The organism is Bacillus sp. AR8-1, from assembly GCF_008042345.1.
Lineage (GTDB): Bacteria > Bacillota > Bacilli > Bacillales > Bacillaceae_G > Bacillus_A > Bacillus_A cereus.
The window spans coordinates 19,715-37,761 of the sequence record NZ_QNUB01000009.1 but is presented as its reverse complement, the minus strand read 5'-3'; the positions used below and the strand labels follow the sequence as shown (position 1 = coordinate 37,761).

The window sequence follows — 18,047 nt, the reverse complement described above, 5'->3', positions numbered from 1 at the left end:
GGGGACCCTCTTTATACATATTTCTTTCATACTCACGGCTTTAAAGGGAGGGATTTCGTGACACATTTGCTAGAGACGAAAAATCTTAGCGTATCTTTTGGTGAACATCATGTTATTAAAGATGTAAATTTAACTGTCCAAAAAGGAAAGCTCATTTCTATTATCGGGCCAAATGGTGCGGGGAAGACAACATTATTTAATTTACTAAGTGGACAGATTTCACCCACAACAGGTGAAGTGTATTTTAAAGGGCAAGATATTACAAAACTATCGATTTCAGATCGAACACGCTTAGGAATCGGTCGCTCTTTTCAGCTTACAAACATATTCCCAGAATTAACGGTACTTGAAAATGTCCGTTTAAGTGTTCAATCATTCGTACAAGATTACTATAGTTTTTTCCCGAGTTCAGCAAAATTAAAGCAACAAGTTGGAGAGGCGAGACGTTTCTTAAAAACAGTATTACTTCACGAGAAAGAGAACGTATTAGCGAAAGATTTGGCACATGGAGAGAAAAGAAAGCTAGAACTTGCGATGTTATTAGCTTTAAAAACGGATGTGTTATTACTTGATGAGCCGACGGCAGGTATTTCGGTTGAAGAGGTCCCTGCTATATTACAAGTGATTGAAAATATTAAGAAACATCCAGAGAGCACAATTGTACTTATCGAACACAAAATGGATATGATACTAGGTTTGTCAGATCATCTTATCGTTTTATTTCATGGAGAGTTATTGGCTGAAGGATTGCCAGAAGAAATTATGAAAGATGAGCGTGTACAAAGTGCTTATTTAGGGGGATTATATAGTGGCACTATTACAAGTGAATAATATAGAAACGTATTTAGATCAGTTTCATATTTTGCAAGGAGTATCTCTTACTGTTGAGAAAGGGACGATTACTGTACTGTTTGGTAGAAACGGGGCAGGGAAAACAACGACATTACGTTCAGTGATGGGGTTTCACCGCATTGCAGATGGTGAAATTTATTATGATAGTGCAAAAGTAAGTGGATTAGCTACACATTTAATTTCAAGGAAAGGAATAGGATATGTACCAGAAAATCAAGGTATTTTTCATGATTTGACAGTAGAAGAAACATTCGCTCTTGCTAGGGGGAAAGGTGAAGAAGTAGAAGGGAAAATAGAGTGGATGCTAGAACTATTTCCGGATTTAAAGCAGTTTTGGAATAAGAAAAGTGGGCTCTTGAGCGGAGGGCAAAAGCAAATGTTGGCTATTTCAAGAGCGTTTATTAATAGTGATGGATTATTACTTATTGATGAACCGAGCAAAGGGCTATCCCCGATAATGGTGGAGAAATTAATGGTAGCTATTTTGAAGATGAAAGAGAAAACAACAGTTTTACTTGTTGAGCAAAATTTTATGATGGCTAGTCAAATTGGCGATTATTTTTACATTATGGATAACGGACGAATTGTTCATAACGGTTTTATGAATGAATTAAAAAAGAATAAGGAAATGTGTCATAAATATTTAGGAATCTCTTAACATGAATCCGAGGTGAAAAGGATGGATGTGTTAATCAATTTATTTGTAAATGGGATTTCAACAGGGATGCTCATTTTTTTGTTAGCATCAGGGCTTTCACTTATTTTCGGTCTAATGAGCGTTTTAAACTTTGCACACGGTGGTTTATTTGCATGGGGAGCATTTACAGGTGTTTGGTTATTTAATATGACAGGAAGTTATATATTAGCTTTAGTTGGAGCAGTAGCCATGGGAATGTTCCTAGGATTTATTTTAGAAAGGTTTCTTATTAGACCGGTATATGGAAATCATGTTCGACAGCTGCTCGTTACGCTTGGAGGAATGCTCGTTCTTAGTGAGTGTATTAAAATATTTTGGGGGCCAAACCCTATTAGTGCAAAATTACCGTTATGGTTACAAGGAAGTTTTACATTCGGAGGTATTATATTAATTAAATATCGTCTATTTGTTATTTTGATTGGGATAATTATTTACATTGCACTACTACTATTACTCAAAAAGACGAAGATAGGTCTTATGATCCGTGCAGGTGTAATGGATAAAGAAATGGTTCAAGCGCTTGGTATTAATGTAAAAGCGATATTTTCTTTCGTCTTTTTATTAGGGGCAGGGATGGCAGCTTTGGGAGGATTCTTATTAGCACCGTATTCGGGCGTTATTTTCGCCGAGATGGGCATGCAGTATGCAATTTTAGCATTTATAGTAGTAATTATCGGTGGATTAGGAAGCGTACAAGGTTCAGCTATTGCTTCTTTAATTGTCGGATTAGCTGGTGCTTTTACAGCGTATTTTATACCAGATTTATCACTTGCAATTAATATGTTAATGTTACTATTTTTCTTAATAGTGAAGCCAACTGGACTTGTTGGTGAAAAGGGGTGAAATGGTGAACAACACATCGGACCGAATTAAAGTATACTTCGGAGTATGTATGCTCATTTGTTTAAGTGTATTTCCGTTCGTAAATGATTCACGGAGCCTGTTAATTTTGTTCACTCAAATCTTCATCTTTGCTATTTTTGCAATGAGTTTTGATGTATTGCTTGGGTATACAGGAATTGTATCGTTCGGTCATTGTATGTTCTTTGGGATAGGAGCATATGGGGTAGCGCTTTTATTTGATCGACAAGGCGTATCAATAACGAACTTTTTAATTGGAATAGTAGCTGCAATTATCGTTTCAGCAATCGTTAGTTATATAATTGGTTTGCTTTCTTTACGATTGAAAAGTCATTTTTATGCAATGTTAACACTTGCTATTTCACAGTTGTTTTTCGTACTTGCTGAAAAATGGCGTGGGCTTACTCACGGAGGAGATGGTTTTACATTTGGGGTACCAGAAATATTCCGTGATCGTTTTACTTTTTATTATGTATCACTTGTATGTTTATGCTTCATTTTTATTCTATTACGTCTTTTTACAAAGTCTTCTATTGGGAAAGTATTAAAGGCAATTTCACAAAATGAACAACGTGTTGAAGCACTTGGATATAAAGTCCTCCATTATAAAATAATCGCAAGTGTAGTCGCAGGAATAGTAGCTGCAATTAGCGGTGGTTTATTTGTTATTACATTGCGCTTTGTCAATACGACTGTATTTTCAATTGAAATGACACTAAATGCACTCTTAATGACAATGATTGGAGGAGTGGGAACATTAATTGGAGCTATTGCTGGGTCTGGGATTATTGAATCACTAAAATATTATTTATCAGAACTAGCGACGGAATATCCGATTTTTGAAAGATGGACGATTATTCTAGGTTTATTGTATATTATCGTGCTACTCGTTTTTCCGAAAGGATTGGTTGGGACGGTTAAGAAATTGAAGAGTTTTAAAAGGAATAAAAAGGAGAAAAGTACAGAAGTGGAGCAAAACGTGTGAAAAATCAATTGTATACAAAATAAAAATCCCTCTTTTATATTCGTTAAAGAGGGATTTTTATTTTGAAAAAAGTTTGTAATCAAAGTCATTTTATTAATCAAATAGTTCATCAGGGATATGCTTTATAAAGGTTTGATTCGTAAAAAAATGAACAGCTAAATTCTCAAGGGGAACATCTTCAATTATTACTAATGTATCATTTTTAATCGGTAAAAAAGCTATTCCTTTTCCATCAGCAATAAACTCTTCCATAAGCGAATAAGAATCCAACTGTTGAAGTTGTCGCTGAGATAGATTGTTTTCTTTTAGAAATTGTATTGTCTTATTCCTAAAAGGGCACTTTTTGTCATTGCTAACGAAGAAAATTTCTTTTGAATAATCAATGGTACATTTTTCTTTCGCTTTTAATAAGCCTACAGAAATTGAGGTTGTGAACACTTTTTTAAACGATGCGTCAGGATAATCCTCATAAGTTATGACCATATCAACTTTTTGTTGCTGCAGTAATTTTTGCAAATGACTACTACTTTCTACATATATTTGATAATTTCTGAAATTTACTTTAATACGCTTACTTAAATAATTTGTCAAAATAGATTGTGACGTCGCTATTATATAAGAAGAACCACTCGTTTTAATTTCATCTTTTACTTCTTCTAATAGAGTTAATATTTTATTCGTGTAATCTAATAAAATGTCACCAGCAGGTAACAAGGAAACACCTTTGTTATCTCGATGTAGTAAAGGCGTTTCTAATTCTTGTTCTAATTTTTTGATTCGCTCAGTTACGTTCGGTTGAACATATCCTAACTCTTTAGCAGCTTTACTAATAGAACCCTCACTGGCCACAGTTTTGAATATAATAAGATCATTTATTTCCATGTATCTCAGCCCCTTATGCACTATCATTATAAATGATACCAAATATAATTTATACCTATTTTACGTTAGCTACTTATCGATTTATCATAATGTATATAAGATTGAAAGCGAGTGATAAACATGATTGGAATGCAATATAAGGTCATTTTGCCAAAGGATTATAATATAAAGATTATTAGGAATAGGGTAAAGGATAATGGGCATAAAACTGATGGTTTTCAAGACCTGAATTTTAAAGCTTATTTAATTACTGAGGTAGGTAAGGACGGGAATTTCTATAACTGTTATGCACCTTTATATATTTGGAATGGCCATGAAGGAATGAACAAATTTATCTTTGAAGGATATTATGATAATATTTTACAATCTTTTGGATGGCAACAAATACATATAGGTGTTCCATTAGTTGTTAATCTAAGTGATGGATTTAAGAAAAGTAGATATGTTGTTGAATATGCGGGAAGTATTTCTCAAAGTAAAACGCTGGTTGGGACTCAATTAAACACGATGAATGAAAATGTACAAAACAATGAAAAGTGTTTAGGGGATGTAATCGTTTATAATCCGGATAAATGGAGATATAGTAGGTTTGAGTTTTATGAAGAGAAACCTGATATTGTAGTGAATAAAGGTGTTACAGTATATGAGATTTTACACATTTCACGATGAAATTTTGTTGTATATTAAAAATAAGAAAAGGAATGAAAGTCTATGCCTTTTGTGAAGATTTATTATTCTGAAAACATATTAAATGAAGAAGAGTTGGAAAAAATGGGTGAATGTATCCATCTTTCATTAATTGAACATTTTAACATCCCTGAAAATGATTATTTTCAAATGTTCCTACCTTACCAACAAAACAAATTTTTATATAATCCATATTATTTGTTGGAAAGAGGAGAAAAGAGAACAGAGAATATGATTTATGTTTCTATTACATGTGGACCGGGAAGAACGGTGCAACAGAAAAAAGATTTGTATCAATCCGTATCCTTAAAAATTACGGAATATTCCGATTTTAAAACTTCGGATATTTTTATTACACTAAATGAGACAGCTGCTGAAAACTGGTCATTTGGTCAAGGAATAGCACAAATGGTGAAAATAAAGGGAGAAAAAAATGAAAAACGAACTTATTGAAGTACATATTAAAAAGAAAATGAGAGAAATGTCACCTGCATTTGCTCATTATAGTGAAAAGATATTATTTGAGGAAGTGTGGCGGGATGCCACTTTAACATTAAGAGAAAGAAGCTTGTGTACTGTGTCAGCACTAATCAGTCTCGGTAATACAGAACAATTACAATTTCATCTGAAGCTAGCTAAACAAAATGGGGTTATGGAGAATGAATTGGTTGCATTAATAACACATATGGCTTTTTACGTTGGTTGGCCAAAAGCTATGGCAGCTTTAAATATAGTAATGAATGAAATGAAAAGTTAAGAATAATGATAAGTAAGAATTCATGTTTATATGAATTCTTACTTATCATTATTTATACAATACTCTATCGCTATATTTATTACCTTTTTTCTTTGGTTGGCCAAAAGCTATGGCAGCTTTAAATATAGTAATGAATGAAATGAAAAGTTAAGAATAATGATAAGTAAGAATTCATGTAATTCTTACTTATCATTATTTATACAATACTCTATCGCTATATTTATTACATTTTCTCTTGCTTTTTTATCACTTGCGTAGTAAAGTGATAGTAAGATTCACGATAGGAAGTGATCAAACATGCGTGATAATACGATAGGATCATTAATATGGTTACGTTTAATACGATTTACGAACCAAAGTAATCAAATGTCAAATGAGTTTTTAAAACGTTTTGATTTAACGACAGCTCAATTTGATGTGCTTTTGCAAATACGTACGTATCAACCACTAACACAAATGGAGTTAGCTGAAAAGGTAACTGTTACACAAGGTGGCATTTCTCGAATGTTAACTCGTCTTGAAAAAGAAGGATATATTGTACGAAAACAAGATTGGAAAACGAAAACAATTAGTCTTACAGAGCAAGGGGAATCGGCCTTAGAGAAAGCATTGCCAGAGCAACTTGCATTTCAATCTTCGTTTTTTGATGATGTATTAAATGAAGAAGAGCAGAAAATATTATACGAGCTAATGACGAAAGTTCATAAGCATAGTGAAAAAAAAGAATTACCGCAAGAGTAATTTTTTTTACACTATCAATTGACTAATCAAGTGAAGGTATAGGTAATACGGAGATATACTTGACTTACCAACGTTTTTAGAAAAAAACTAATACTACTTTATTAAAGAGGAGAGTAACTATGGAAAAATACCGTATAGATATAAGAAAAGGAATTGAGTTTGGATTATATTCAATTGGTGATCATGTTTTAAATCCACATAATGGGGAGAAAATTACGCCAGAAAAAAGAATTCACGAACTAATTGAAACAGCTAAGTTAGCAGATGAGGCAGGGCTTGATGTGTTTGCTGTCGGCGAAAGTCATCAAACGCATTTTACAACACAAGCTCATACAGTTATTTTAGGAGCTATTGCACAAGCTACGAAAAATATAAAAATTGCAAGTTCCGCAACGATATTAAGTACATCTGACCCAGTTCGAGTATATGAGGATTTCGCTACCATTGACTTGATTTCTAATGGACGTGCAGAAATTGTGGCTGGTCGTGGATCTCGTATTGGAGGATATAGTTTACTTGGTTATGACGTGAATGATTATGAAGAATTATTTGAAGAGAAGATGGATCTTTTATTAAAAATTAATAACGAGGAACATGTAACATGGAATGGACAGTTCAGAGCACCGCTCGCACATGCATCGGTTATTCCGAGAGCGAAAAATAATAACTTACCAATTTGGCGTGCAGTTGGAGGTCCACCAGCTAGTGCAATTAAAGCGGGACGTGCAGGTGTGCCAATGATGATAACAACACTTGGTGGTCCAGCAATTAACTTTAAAGTGTCAGTAGATGCTTACCGCGAGGCTGCTGTACAAAGTGGATTTGATCCAGCTAGTTTACCAGTTGCGACAACGAGTTTATTTTATACGGCAAAAAATTCACAAGATGCACTTAGTGAATATTACCCTCACATTAATGCTGGTATGCTTACACTGCGCGGTGGTGGGTATCCGAAACAGCAATTTACAAATGCAATAGATTACCGTGATGCTTTAATGGTTGGTAGCCCACAACAAATCATTGAGAAAATGCTTTACCAATATGAATTATTTGGCCAACAACGCTTTATGGCACAAATTGATTTTGGCGGTGTACCATTTGATAAAATTGAGAAAAATATTGAATTAATTGCTACTGAAATTTTACCAGCCGTTAGAAAACATACAGCAAAATAAATAAAAAACTGAGAGTCTAATCGACTTTCAGTTTTTTTTATTTATTCTGGAAAAATGACAAAAAAATGAACTTTTAGTCGAGGAAGAGGGAAGTTATTTTCTATTTTTGAATAACATTATTTCGAGTTTGAATTTTGAAAATACATTTTTCTCTTGACAAAAAACAAGCATTTATCGAGGGTAGTTTCGAGGACATTTTTTCGGGTGAAAGTCAAGTGTATGAAGAGAAAAACGATTGTTTTATAGATATAAAAGTAAGAAGTATATTGAAAAAACACATTTTTCTAATGAGAAAAATCTGATTCAAAAAAATGACAAAAGACATATTTCAGACAAAATGATGTCAATAATACGTCAAAAATAACCTGAATTTACTATGCAGGTATATTATACAATTCGATTAACGAATAAAACACTACAGAAATAGTGAAAAGGTAAAAAATAGCATTACAATAGTTTGAAAAACTGAAACTTCATATTTTTCGACAATACATACAAAATGTTTTTGTCTTTTCGTATTTCTTAATAATTGAGTTTGATAAGATTGCTCAATTAACTTTTATTATAAAAACTATGAAGGAAGTGATTTTAGTATGGAAACGCTCGAATTGGCACGAATACAGTTCGCATCAACAACGATTTTCCATTACTTTTTTGTTCCGCTGTCAATTGGTTTAGCTTTTATTATTGCGATCATGCAAACGTTGTATGTGGTAAAAGGGCAAGAATTATATAAGAAGATGGCAAAGTTTTGGACGCAATTATTCCTTATTAACTTTGCAGTAGGTGTAGTAACAGGTATTTTACAAGAATTCCAGTTTGGTATGAACTGGTCAACGTATTCACGTTTTGTAGGTGATGTATTTGGTCCATCACTTGCGATTGAAGGATTACTGGCATTTTTCATTGAGTCTACATTCCTGGGTTTATGGGTATTCGGTGAGGATAAATTACCGAAGCGAATTCACTTAATGTGTATTTGGCTCCTTTCAATTGGAACGATGTTATCAGCATTCTGGATTTTAACTGCAAGTGCATTTATGCAGTCACCTGTCGGGTATGAAATGGCAGCTGATGGTCGTGCGCAAATGAATGATTTCTTAGCCATTATTCAAAACCCACAACTATGGGTACAATTCCCGCATACAATTACAGCGGCAATTGCAACAGGTGCATTCTTTATTGCTGGTGTAAGTGCATGGAAAATTACAAAAGGACAAGAAACTGTAGTATTTAAAAAATCTTTCCGAATTTCTATCATTGTTGGAACAATTACAACGGCGCTTGTATTATTCTTCGGTCATGCACAAGCGCAACAATTAATTAAGACACATCCAATGAAGATGGCGGCAGCCGAAGCGCTATGGAATACAAGTGAGGATCCAGCACCATTTACAGTATTTTCGAAAATTGATACAGAGAAGAAAGAAAATTCGTTTGAAATTCAAATCCCTTATATGCTAAGTCTATTATCGTATGATAAGTTTAGCGGTCAAGTTGAAGGGATGAATCAAATTCAAAAACAATATGAGGAAAAATATGGACCTGGAGATTATATTCCTCCAGTGCATACAATGTTTTGGAGTTTTAGAGCGATGGTAATGAGTGGAACATTCATGCTTCTTCTAGGAGCTTACGGATGGTTCTTATCAAGAAAAGATCGTTTAGCGGAAAAAACGTGGTATTTAAAATTAATGGTGTATGCAATTTCTCTTCCATTCATCGGTAATACAGTAGGATGGATTATGACTGAAATGGGTCGTCAACCTTGGGTTGTATTTGGTGTAATGAAAACAGAAGATGCTGTATCACCAAATGTAACATTCGGTGAAGTATTATTCTCACTTATTTCATTCACATCAATGTATTTAATTATGGGTGGAATTTGTGTGTACTTATTTGTTCGTACCATTAAGGGCCACAAGAATAAGAAAACGAAAAAGGATTATCAAAGCCATGATCCATTTGATAAGGAGGAAGAGTATGTTATCTCTTAATGAGTTATGGTTTTTAGTTATTGCAATCTTATTTGTTGGATTCTTTGTACTGGAAGGTTTCGACTTTGGGGTAGGAATGGTTTCGAGGTTTTTAGGAAAGAATGATTTTGAAAAACGAGTTTACTTAAATACAATAGGACCGTTCTGGCACGCGAATGAAGTATGGCTTGTTTGTGCTGGCGGAGCGATGTTTGCAGCATTTCCGCACTGGTATGCAACTTTATTTAGTGGTTTTTATATTCCATTTGTATTTATGCTTCTTGCTTTAATTTTAAGAGGTGTTTCTTTTAAATTTCGCGCGAAAATAGATAATCATAAATGGAAGAGTGCATGGGATTGGGGGATGTTTATTGGAAGTATGTTACCTCCTATCCTTTGGGGAGTTGCGATTGCAAACTTTATGGTAGGTGTACCTATTGATGAGAGTAAAAATGTTGTAGGTGGATTCTTGCAATTACTTCATCCATTTGCGTTACTTGGAGGAGTAATGTTTCTCCTGCTATGTATTGTTCACGGATTACAATTTCTTACGATACGTACAACTGGTAAATTGAGAGAACGTGCACGAATTGCTGCAATAAAAATTGCACCATTTTCATTAATTACACTTCTTGTTTTTGCTGGTGTGGGGTTATGGAAAACCGACATTTTCACTGCTCATGGAACAGAATGGATTATGGTGCCAATCGGAGCTTTTGTAGCACTATTAGTGTCCACTTTATTAAATAAAAGAAGAAGAGATGGTTGGGCTTTCTTTATGACGAGTTTAACAATCATTTTACTAAGTGCGAGTGTATTTATCGGTATGTTCCCACGTGTTATGATTAGCTCTTTAGGAGCAATGAATGATTTGACAATTTACAACGCAGCATCAGGAGCTTATGCATTAAAACTTATGACTTACTTTGCGATTGCTATTTTGCCTTTCGTTATCGGAAGTCAAATATGGAGTTATTATGTATTTAGACAACCTGTTAAGTCAGACAACGATTTGGAGTACTAATGAAAAGAAAAAGAGGACTTCCGTCTTATCCCGGTAGCCGTATTTTATATGTAGCGTTAACGATTATTAGTATTTTAGAAGCTTTTAGTATTATTGCGCAAACAATCTTTTTAGCACGAGCTATTACGTTTTTATTTCATGGAGAGACAGTACAAACAATATTAAGTGAAATTGTTTATTTTGGTATCGCGTTTGCAGCGCGTCACATAGTAGTTCGAACATCACAAATATTAGTGGAACGTTTTGCTGAAAAAACAGGGTCGTTACTAAGAAAACAACTAATAGAGGCATATTTCACATTAGGTCCAAGGTATGTTCAAACTGTTGGAACTGGTCATCTGGTTACCTTATCAATTGAAGGGATTGAGAAATTTAAATCATATATTGAATTAACGATTCCTAAAATGATTAGAAGTAGCATCGTTCCAGGTCTAATTGCACTATACGTTTTTACGCTAGATATTGAGTCTGGAATCATTTTAGTTGTAACGATTCCTATCGTGATCATATTTATGATTCTTCTCGGATTAGCAGCGCAAAAAATGGCAGATAGTCAGTACGAGATATATCGTGTACTTTCGAACCATTTTGTAGATACGTTAAAAGGTTTAGAAACATTAAAGTATTTAGGGAAAAGTGAACAGCACGAAGGAAAGATTGAAAAAGTAAGTAAAAGGTATAGAAAAGCAACGATGCGTACTTTGCGAGTTGCTTTTCTTTCTTCTTTTGCATTAGATTTCTTTACGAGTTTATCAATCGCGTTTGTGGCAGTTGGATTAGGGATACGTTTAATAGATGGAACGATTATACTATTACCAGCCCTTACAATTTTGATTTTAGCTCCGGAATATTTTCTGCCGATTAAACAAGTGGGAGCAAATTATCATGCGACATTAGATGGACAAATTGCGATGGAGCAAATAGAAGAGATTTTGCAACAACAAAAAGGAATACAAAAGAAAGATTTAAACGAAGACATAGTATGGAATGCCTCTAGTAGCTTGAAATTACAAGATATCAAAGTTAATAATACTGAATCTGAAAAGGCTATATTAGAAAGGATTAATTTTACTTGGGAAGGTAACGGTGCTATTGGTGTTATTGGTGAAAGTGGTGCAGGCAAATCGACGTTAATCGACGTATTAGCAGGTTTTTTATCTCCTTCGAGTGGAAAGATGTTAGTAAATGGTCTAGAAGTTGATGGATCTACTCGTGAAGATTGGCAAAAAAATATCGCTTATATTCCGCAGCAACCTTATATTTTTCCGCTTTCATTAAAGGATAACATTCGTTTTTATGAAACAAATGCAACAGATGAAGAAGTTGAAAGAGTTATTAATGAAGTCGGCCTTCGTTCACTCGTTACATCACTTCCAAATGGGATGCACGAAAGAATTGGGGAAGGTGGACGTATGCTAAGTGGCGGACAAGAACAGCGTGTTGCTATGGCGCGTGCGCTTTTAAGTAAAAAACCAATCATTTTATTAGATGAGCCTACGGCACATCTTGATATTGAAACCGAATTTGAAATAAAGCAAGCGATGTTACGTCTATTTAATGGAAAGTTAGTATTTTTAGCAACCCACCGTCTACATTGGATGAAACAAATGGACCATATTCTTATTTTAAATAAAGGGGAAATGAAAGAAAGTGGGACGTATGAAGAACTTTTAGAGAATGAGACATTACATTTTCATAGGGAAGAGAGGGGAGAGAAATGAGTAACTGGGTTAAACCTTATATAAAACAAAATAAAGGTAGAATGACTTTAACTATTTTCCTTGGTCTTCTTGGAGTTAGTTCAGGAGCGATGTTACTTTTTATTTCAGGTTATTTGATCTCAAAATCTGCCCTTAGACCAGAAAATGTAATGGCTGTATATGTTCCTATTGTTGCAACAAGAGCGTTTAGTATAGGGCAAGCTGTATTTCATTATATAGAGCGCTTAGTTGGACATGATGTCGTACTACGTATATTAGAAAAAATGAGAACGAGGCTATATAGAATAGTAGAACCACAGGCGTTATTTTTCCGTTCTCGATTTCAAACGGGTGATATGTTAGGAGTGTTATCCGAAGATATAGAGCATTTGCAAAACCTATATTTACGTACAATATTTCCTAGCATATTAGCGCTAGTTGTTTATAGTATCTTCGTACTTGTTATCGGTGCATTTGATTTTGTTTTTGCACTTATTGTAGGTTGTATGTTAGCTATTATCGTTTTTCTTCTTCCGTTTGTATCATTACTTTTGATGAAGAAACATCATGTTACTTTAAAGCAAGGAAGAAACCGTTTGTATCAACAACTGACAGATGCTGTTTTTGGATTATCTGATTGGCAAGCAAGTGGTCGTAAAGATGAATTTATTAATGAGTATGTAAAACAAAATGATCAGTTGTTAAAAATCGAAAAGAGAGTGAAACGCTGGTATCATATTCGGGACAGTATCATTCAATTAGTAGTAGGTATTGTAGTTATTTCGATGATCATATGGACTGGTAATGAAGCGGCAAGTGAACAAATTGCTCCTACAGTTATCGCAGCTTTCGTATTAATGACTTTATCTGTAACGAACGCGCTTATTCCTATTGCAGATGCCATCGATCGAATACCGTCGTATGTAGAATCTACCCATCGTCTTAATGGCGTAGAAAGTGATAGTGTTTTACATGATGAAACGGATTTGCATGGAGAGAAAGATTATATTGAACCAAAACATGTAGATATTGAACTGAATCACGTATCGTATAGTTATCCAGATAGTAATGAGATTGTATTAAAAGATGTATCATTACAAATAAAAGCAGGGAAGAAAATTGCTGTTTTAGGGAGAAGTGGCACAGGGAAATCTACTTTACTAAAATTGTTAACAGGGGCGTTAAGCCCAGTAAATGGCCAAGTTGTACTAAATGGTGAACGAGCTCATACGAATCTTTTATCTAAATATATTTCTGTATTAAATCAAAAGCCCCATTTGTTTGATACGACAATTGGAAATAATGTACGAATTGGCAAACCAGAGGCGACGGATGAAGAGATATGGAAAGCTTTAGAGAAAGCACAATTAGCTTCACATGTTACTTCTCTTCCAGACGGATTACAAACAAAAATGCATGAAATGGGAAAGCGGTTTTCTGGTGGGGAAAGACAAAGGGTTGCTTTTGCTAGAACTCTTATGCAAGAAACACCAATTATGGTACTTGATGAACCGACTATCGGTTTAGATCCAAAAACAGAATTGTCTTTAATTGAAACAATGTTTTCTGCAACGGAAGAAAAGACGGTTATTTGGATTACGCACCATCTTGTAGGAATAGAACATGTAGACGAAGTTATATTCCTTGATCGTGGCCAAATTGTCATGCAAGGTAGTCATAAACAACTTCTGAAAGAAAATGAAAAGTATCGTAAACTTTATGAGTTAGATAAAGGAATATAATTTGAATAAGCAATAATTGTAAAAATAGCTACGCCTAATGGTGGAGCTATTTTTTTTGTTAGATTGCAGGTGTATATGATTGTTACGAATTAAAAATGAATTTCATATTATACATATAATGGAGGGGATGTACATGAAGGAGCAATATAAAATCATTGTTTTAAGTGATGAATTATCAGGGGATAGGATTCGAAATACGTTAGACAAAAATAAATGTAAAACAATAGTTCATGTTGTGGACGTTTCAGATGTTGTTCGTCTAGAAAGTTCTTTTCAATATATAGTCATTTGGAGAGGGGACGCAGAAAAACTTACAAATGATTTGATAAATAGGGGCGTGCAAAGTTCAAAAATTATTAATTTAACAAAATACATGTATGAATGGAAGGATAAATTAATTTCTATCTATCAAATAAATCCGGATCTTATGTCTTTATACATTTCTATGAAAAAAGCAAAGAGTGATCCGACGTATGAATTGTTTGCTACCGGTTTGTCTTATCCACATTGTGGCATAAGTACGGAGCTTCTCTCAAAAAAGTCAATAAAATTAACACTTCCATCGCAAGATCTATACTATGATTATTTAATAGCGTCACAACTTTTATCAAACAATCATTCATTTCAATATTGTTTAATAGGAATAGCCTATTTCTCGTTTTACTTTGATATGTCGTTATCATCTGAATCATATAGAATTCACAAAGTATATTATCCATTGTTTCAAGATGGTCATCATACTGTAGTTCACTCTCCTCTACCCACTGATGGATTCTCCCATCTAAATACTCCGAAACCACTTCTTTCTATTTTTAATTTGCATTTTGAATATATTTTATTAGATGAACTAAAAGATGAATCATTGATACTGCCTTGGATAAATGCTGAATGGAATACTACTCCTCTTCATATTCCTTTTGAAGAACACGGGAAAATAAGAGCAGCTTCACATGCTAAATTGGCGTATCCTCAAACTTTAGTTGAAAATAAAATAATTTTTAAAAAATATTTAGAATTACTGTTAAAAAATGATATAAAACCATTAATTGTTGTATTCCCAGTTACTTCACATTATTTCAATTGTAGTAGTAAGAAATTAAAAGAAGATTTTTATAAAGTTATAAATGATTTTCAAACTCAATATTCATTTCAAATTATAGATCTATTTGATTCACCATTATTTTGTGATGATGATTTTTATGATAGTGATCATATGAATAAAAAAGGTGCAAATAAAATGTCCGCATTATTAAATATGTTTATTCAGGAACGAAAAGTATGATAATTTGTTTCATGTTTGCATAAAAGTATATAGGCTCCATACAGTTAAAGTAATGTGATTTTTGTGTCGCGTATATAAATAATATGCGAAGAGGTGAGAGAGTTAAAATGAGAACTCGTATTGAAAGAACTGAAGAGGTGGTAGAGCAACTTCCGTTGGTAAGTGTATTAATTCCTACGTATAATCGTCCTCGTTACTTTGAAAAGGCGCTATGTAGTGTGTTAGAACAAACGTACCCTAATATAGAAATTATAGTTGGAGATGACAGCACGAATGATGAAACAGAAAAAGTGTTACAAAAATACTTATGTGATCATTCAAATATTATTTATATAAAAAATAGATCAACTCTCGGACAATTTGAAAATGCGCTAATGTTATTTAATGAAGCGAACGGTGAATATATAAATTTTTTAATGGATGATGATGTATTTCATGTGAATAAAATTGAAAAAATGATGAAGTATTTTTTCGATGATTTAGATAATGAAATTAAGCTTGTAACATCTCATCGTCAAGTCATTGATGATAAAGGGAAAGAGCTACGACATATTTATTCGACTGTCCGTTTATTTGAAGAGGATACCATTATAGCGGGAACAGAATTAGGAAATAAGGTAATTGTGGATCAAAAAAATTATATTGGAGAACCGACAACAGTTTTATTTCGTAAAAATGATTTACAAGAACCATATGGGATTTTTGATAAGAGGCGGTATTTATGTAACGTAGATATAGCTTCATGGTTATCTTTATTAAGTAAAGGAAAAGCAGTATATATAGCAGAGACACTTAGTTACTTTCGATTACATCCAGATCAACAGTTAAATGAATCTAATAAAATGATGGATGGGTTAGAAGATTTTTCACACAGTATTATAGCAGGCGAAAAATATGGTTTCTTATCCACTGAAAAAGAGTTAGACAAAGCAATAACTAATTTTCTAGATTATGCAAGAAGGATAGTTCCATCATCGATATTATATACATTAGACTATTACCAAAAAATTAGAGCGAAGAAAATAAACATAGAAAAGAAAAAACAACATATAAATAATAATTCTTCTTTACCGAAAGTAAGTATACTTATTCCTGCGTACAATAGACCTTATTACTTAGAATTAGCACTCAACAGCGCTCTCAATCAAACATATGAAAATATTGAAATTATTATTTCTGACGACAGTACAAATAATGAAGTCAATGCTATGATTCAACCGTACTTACGTGAATATGAGTGTATTACATATGTTAAAAATGAAACGCCGTTAGTTGCCGAAAACTTTAATAAGTGTGTAGAACTTGCGAATGGGGACTATATAAACTTTTTATTAGATGATGATTTATTTCATCATGAAAAGATCGAGAGAATGATGAAATACTTTTTGACGTTAGAAAATATTTCATTTGTGACGTCATATCGTGAACTGATTGATGAGAATGGAGAGATATTACCACCTTCAACATTAAATATGAAAATCGCGAAAGAAACTACACTTTTTGAAGGAAAAGAATTAGGGAATTATATGTTAAAAAACTTGAAAAATGTAGTTGGTGAGCCGACAACTGTTTTGTTTAATCGGAATTTGTTTGACGGGAAGTTTGGATATTTTAAAGGAAAGGCTTATTCTGCTATTAATGACATTGCAACTTGGCTAGATATGATGAGGAAAGGAAAAGTAGTTTATATACAAGAACCTCTTAGTTATTTTAGACAACATAGTGGACAAAATCAAAAACAAATGCATTTTATTTTAATGACAATTGAAGAGTGGATTGAATTAATTATAGATGCATATAATAGTGGATTTTTAAGTTCCGAAAGTGAGTATAAAGAGAGTTTATCTTATTGTTTAGAAAATGCGGGATTTATAGTTAAGGATGCAGTAAGAAATGGCGAACTAGATCAAATTTATAATGAAAAGATAAAAAAAGGATTAAACAAGTTAGTTGCTCATATGTTCGAGAAAGAATCTTGTTATTGTCAATATTGCAATAAACAATTTGAAAAATTTTCACCTTGGCCAGCACATTATGATTTTCCGAAATATAAATTTGAGATGTGGAATAAAGATACAGGGATATGTCCAGTTTGTAATTCGATGGATCGTGAAAGATTGTATCGTGCGTACATTGAAACGGAAACGGACTTGTTAAATAGAAACTATACAATGCTTCATATTGCACCTGAAGCGAAGTTAAGAGATTGGTTTAACGTGTATAAAAATATTACGTATGTATGTGGTGACTTAGAACCAAAGGATCCATTAATGAAGGAAATTGATGTTACAAGGATTACATATGATAGTAATACTTTTGATGTAATATTATGTAGCCATGTGTTAGAACACGTTCCTGATGATGACAAAGCAATGCGAGAGTTATATAGAGTATTAAAGCCAAATGGATGGGGAATTATTCAAGTACCAATCGTAATGAATGTAGATTTTATTGTAGAGAATGAATTAATTGTAACACCACAATTGAGGAAACTAGCTTTTGGTCAAGAAGATCATGTGAGAATTTATAATCAATCGGGATTTATTCAAAGATTAATGAATGCAGGATTTAAGGTGGAATTATATAACATAGCGGAAAAACAAGGAATGAAAAGTGCTAGGAAATTTGGATTATCTGAAACAGATATGCTCTATATTGTCCGAAAATGATAGGAAGGAATAGATAG

16 protein-coding genes are annotated in these 18,047 nt (G+C 33.3%); 15 read left to right on the top strand and 1 reads right to left on the bottom strand.

The genetic code is table 11. The annotated features are described in order from the left end of the window. Positions 1-57 precede the first annotated feature (57 nt). From DN400_RS05665 to DN400_RS05650, 4 genes are read left to right on the top strand one after another with little or no spacing between them, the layout of a single operon-like run. The gene (locus tag DN400_RS05665) at positions 58-831 is read left to right on the top strand and encodes an ABC transporter ATP-binding protein (RefSeq protein WP_000149328.1); all 774 of its coding nucleotides are present in this window, start codon (positions 58-60) and stop codon (positions 829-831) included. After that, a complete protein-coding gene (locus tag DN400_RS05660; RefSeq protein ID WP_001196708.1) occupies positions 809-1,510 on the top strand; it encodes an ABC transporter ATP-binding protein in 702 nt (233 codons plus the stop codon). The genes DN400_RS05665 and DN400_RS05660 overlap by 23 nt, the downstream gene beginning before the upstream one ends. Positions 1,511-1,531: 21 nt before the next feature. Next, positions 1,532-2,392: a branched-chain amino acid ABC transporter permease gene (locus tag DN400_RS05655; RefSeq protein WP_000382787.1), complete on the top strand. Its 861-nt coding sequence runs from the start codon at positions 1,532-1,534 to the stop codon at positions 2,390-2,392. Between the two features lie 49 nt (positions 2,393-2,441). After that, positions 2,442-3,395: a branched-chain amino acid ABC transporter permease gene (locus tag DN400_RS05650; protein WP_002083259.1), complete on the top strand. Its 954-nt coding sequence runs from the start codon at positions 2,442-2,444 to the stop codon at positions 3,393-3,395. Positions 3,396-3,488: 93 nt separating this feature from the next. Here the strand turns inward: DN400_RS05650 and DN400_RS05645 are convergent, their stop codons facing one another. Beyond that, positions 3,489-4,277, bottom strand: a complete 789-nt coding sequence (locus tag DN400_RS05645; RefSeq protein WP_000404994.1) for a LysR family transcriptional regulator — start codon at positions 4,275-4,277, stop codon at positions 3,489-3,491. Between the two features lie 120 nt (positions 4,278-4,397). Here DN400_RS05645 and DN400_RS05640 point away from each other — a divergent pair, with 120 nt between their 5' ends. The 11 genes from DN400_RS05640 to DN400_RS05590 all read left to right on the top strand — a co-directional run bounded on the left by DN400_RS05640 (position 4,398) and on the right by DN400_RS05590 (position 18,030). After that, complete coding sequence (locus DN400_RS05640; protein ID WP_065228657.1) at positions 4,398-4,946, top strand: DUF4865 family protein; 549 nt, start codon at positions 4,398-4,400, stop codon at positions 4,944-4,946. A gap of 42 nt (positions 4,947-4,988) precedes the next feature. Next, positions 4,989-5,417: a tautomerase family protein gene (locus DN400_RS05635; RefSeq protein WP_044795745.1), complete on the top strand. Its 429-nt coding sequence runs from the start codon at positions 4,989-4,991 to the stop codon at positions 5,415-5,417. Further along, positions 5,398-5,721, top strand: coding sequence for a carboxymuconolactone decarboxylase family protein (locus DN400_RS05630; protein ID WP_000787201.1), 324 nt, complete (start codon positions 5,398-5,400; stop codon positions 5,719-5,721). The genes DN400_RS05635 and DN400_RS05630 overlap by 20 nt, the downstream gene beginning before the upstream one ends. Positions 5,722-6,018: 297 nt before the next feature. Further along, the gene (locus DN400_RS05625; RefSeq protein WP_001205528.1) at positions 6,019-6,462 is read left to right on the top strand and encodes a MarR family winged helix-turn-helix transcriptional regulator; all 444 of its coding nucleotides are present in this window, start codon (positions 6,019-6,021) and stop codon (positions 6,460-6,462) included. A 119-nt stretch (positions 6,463-6,581) separates the two neighbouring features. Beyond that, positions 6,582-7,637 (top strand): LLM class flavin-dependent oxidoreductase, encoded by a 1,056-nt coding sequence (locus DN400_RS05620; protein WP_000417537.1) that lies wholly within the window; start codon positions 6,582-6,584, stop codon positions 7,635-7,637. Between the two features lie 593 nt (positions 7,638-8,230). Then, positions 8,231-9,634, top strand: coding sequence for a cytochrome ubiquinol oxidase subunit I (gene cydA, locus DN400_RS05615; RefSeq protein ID WP_065228658.1), 1,404 nt, complete (start codon positions 8,231-8,233; stop codon positions 9,632-9,634). Then, positions 9,621-10,637 (top strand): cytochrome d ubiquinol oxidase subunit II, encoded by a 1,017-nt coding sequence (gene cydB / locus DN400_RS05610; RefSeq protein ID WP_000950083.1) that lies wholly within the window; start codon positions 9,621-9,623, stop codon positions 10,635-10,637. The genes cydA and cydB overlap by 14 nt, the downstream gene beginning before the upstream one ends. Then, positions 10,637-12,358, top strand: a complete 1,722-nt coding sequence (cydD, locus tag DN400_RS05605) for a thiol reductant ABC exporter subunit CydD (RefSeq protein ID WP_098255540.1) — start codon at positions 10,637-10,639, stop codon at positions 12,356-12,358. The genes cydB and cydD overlap by 1 nt, the downstream gene beginning before the upstream one ends. Further along, positions 12,355-14,079: a thiol reductant ABC exporter subunit CydC gene (gene cydC / locus DN400_RS05600; RefSeq protein ID WP_098255541.1), complete on the top strand. Its 1,725-nt coding sequence runs from the start codon at positions 12,355-12,357 to the stop codon at positions 14,077-14,079. Before cydD ends, cydC begins: the two co-directional genes overlap by 4 nt. 133 nt (positions 14,080-14,212) lie before the next feature. Beyond that, entirely contained in the window at positions 14,213-15,361 is a 1,149-nt protein-coding gene (locus DN400_RS05595; protein WP_061139432.1) for a hypothetical protein, read from the top strand. Between the two features lie 107 nt (positions 15,362-15,468). After that, positions 15,469-18,030: a glycosyltransferase gene (locus DN400_RS05590; RefSeq protein WP_065228662.1), complete on the top strand. Its 2,562-nt coding sequence runs from the start codon at positions 15,469-15,471 to the stop codon at positions 18,028-18,030. The last annotated feature ends 17 nt before the right edge of the window (positions 18,031-18,047 follow it).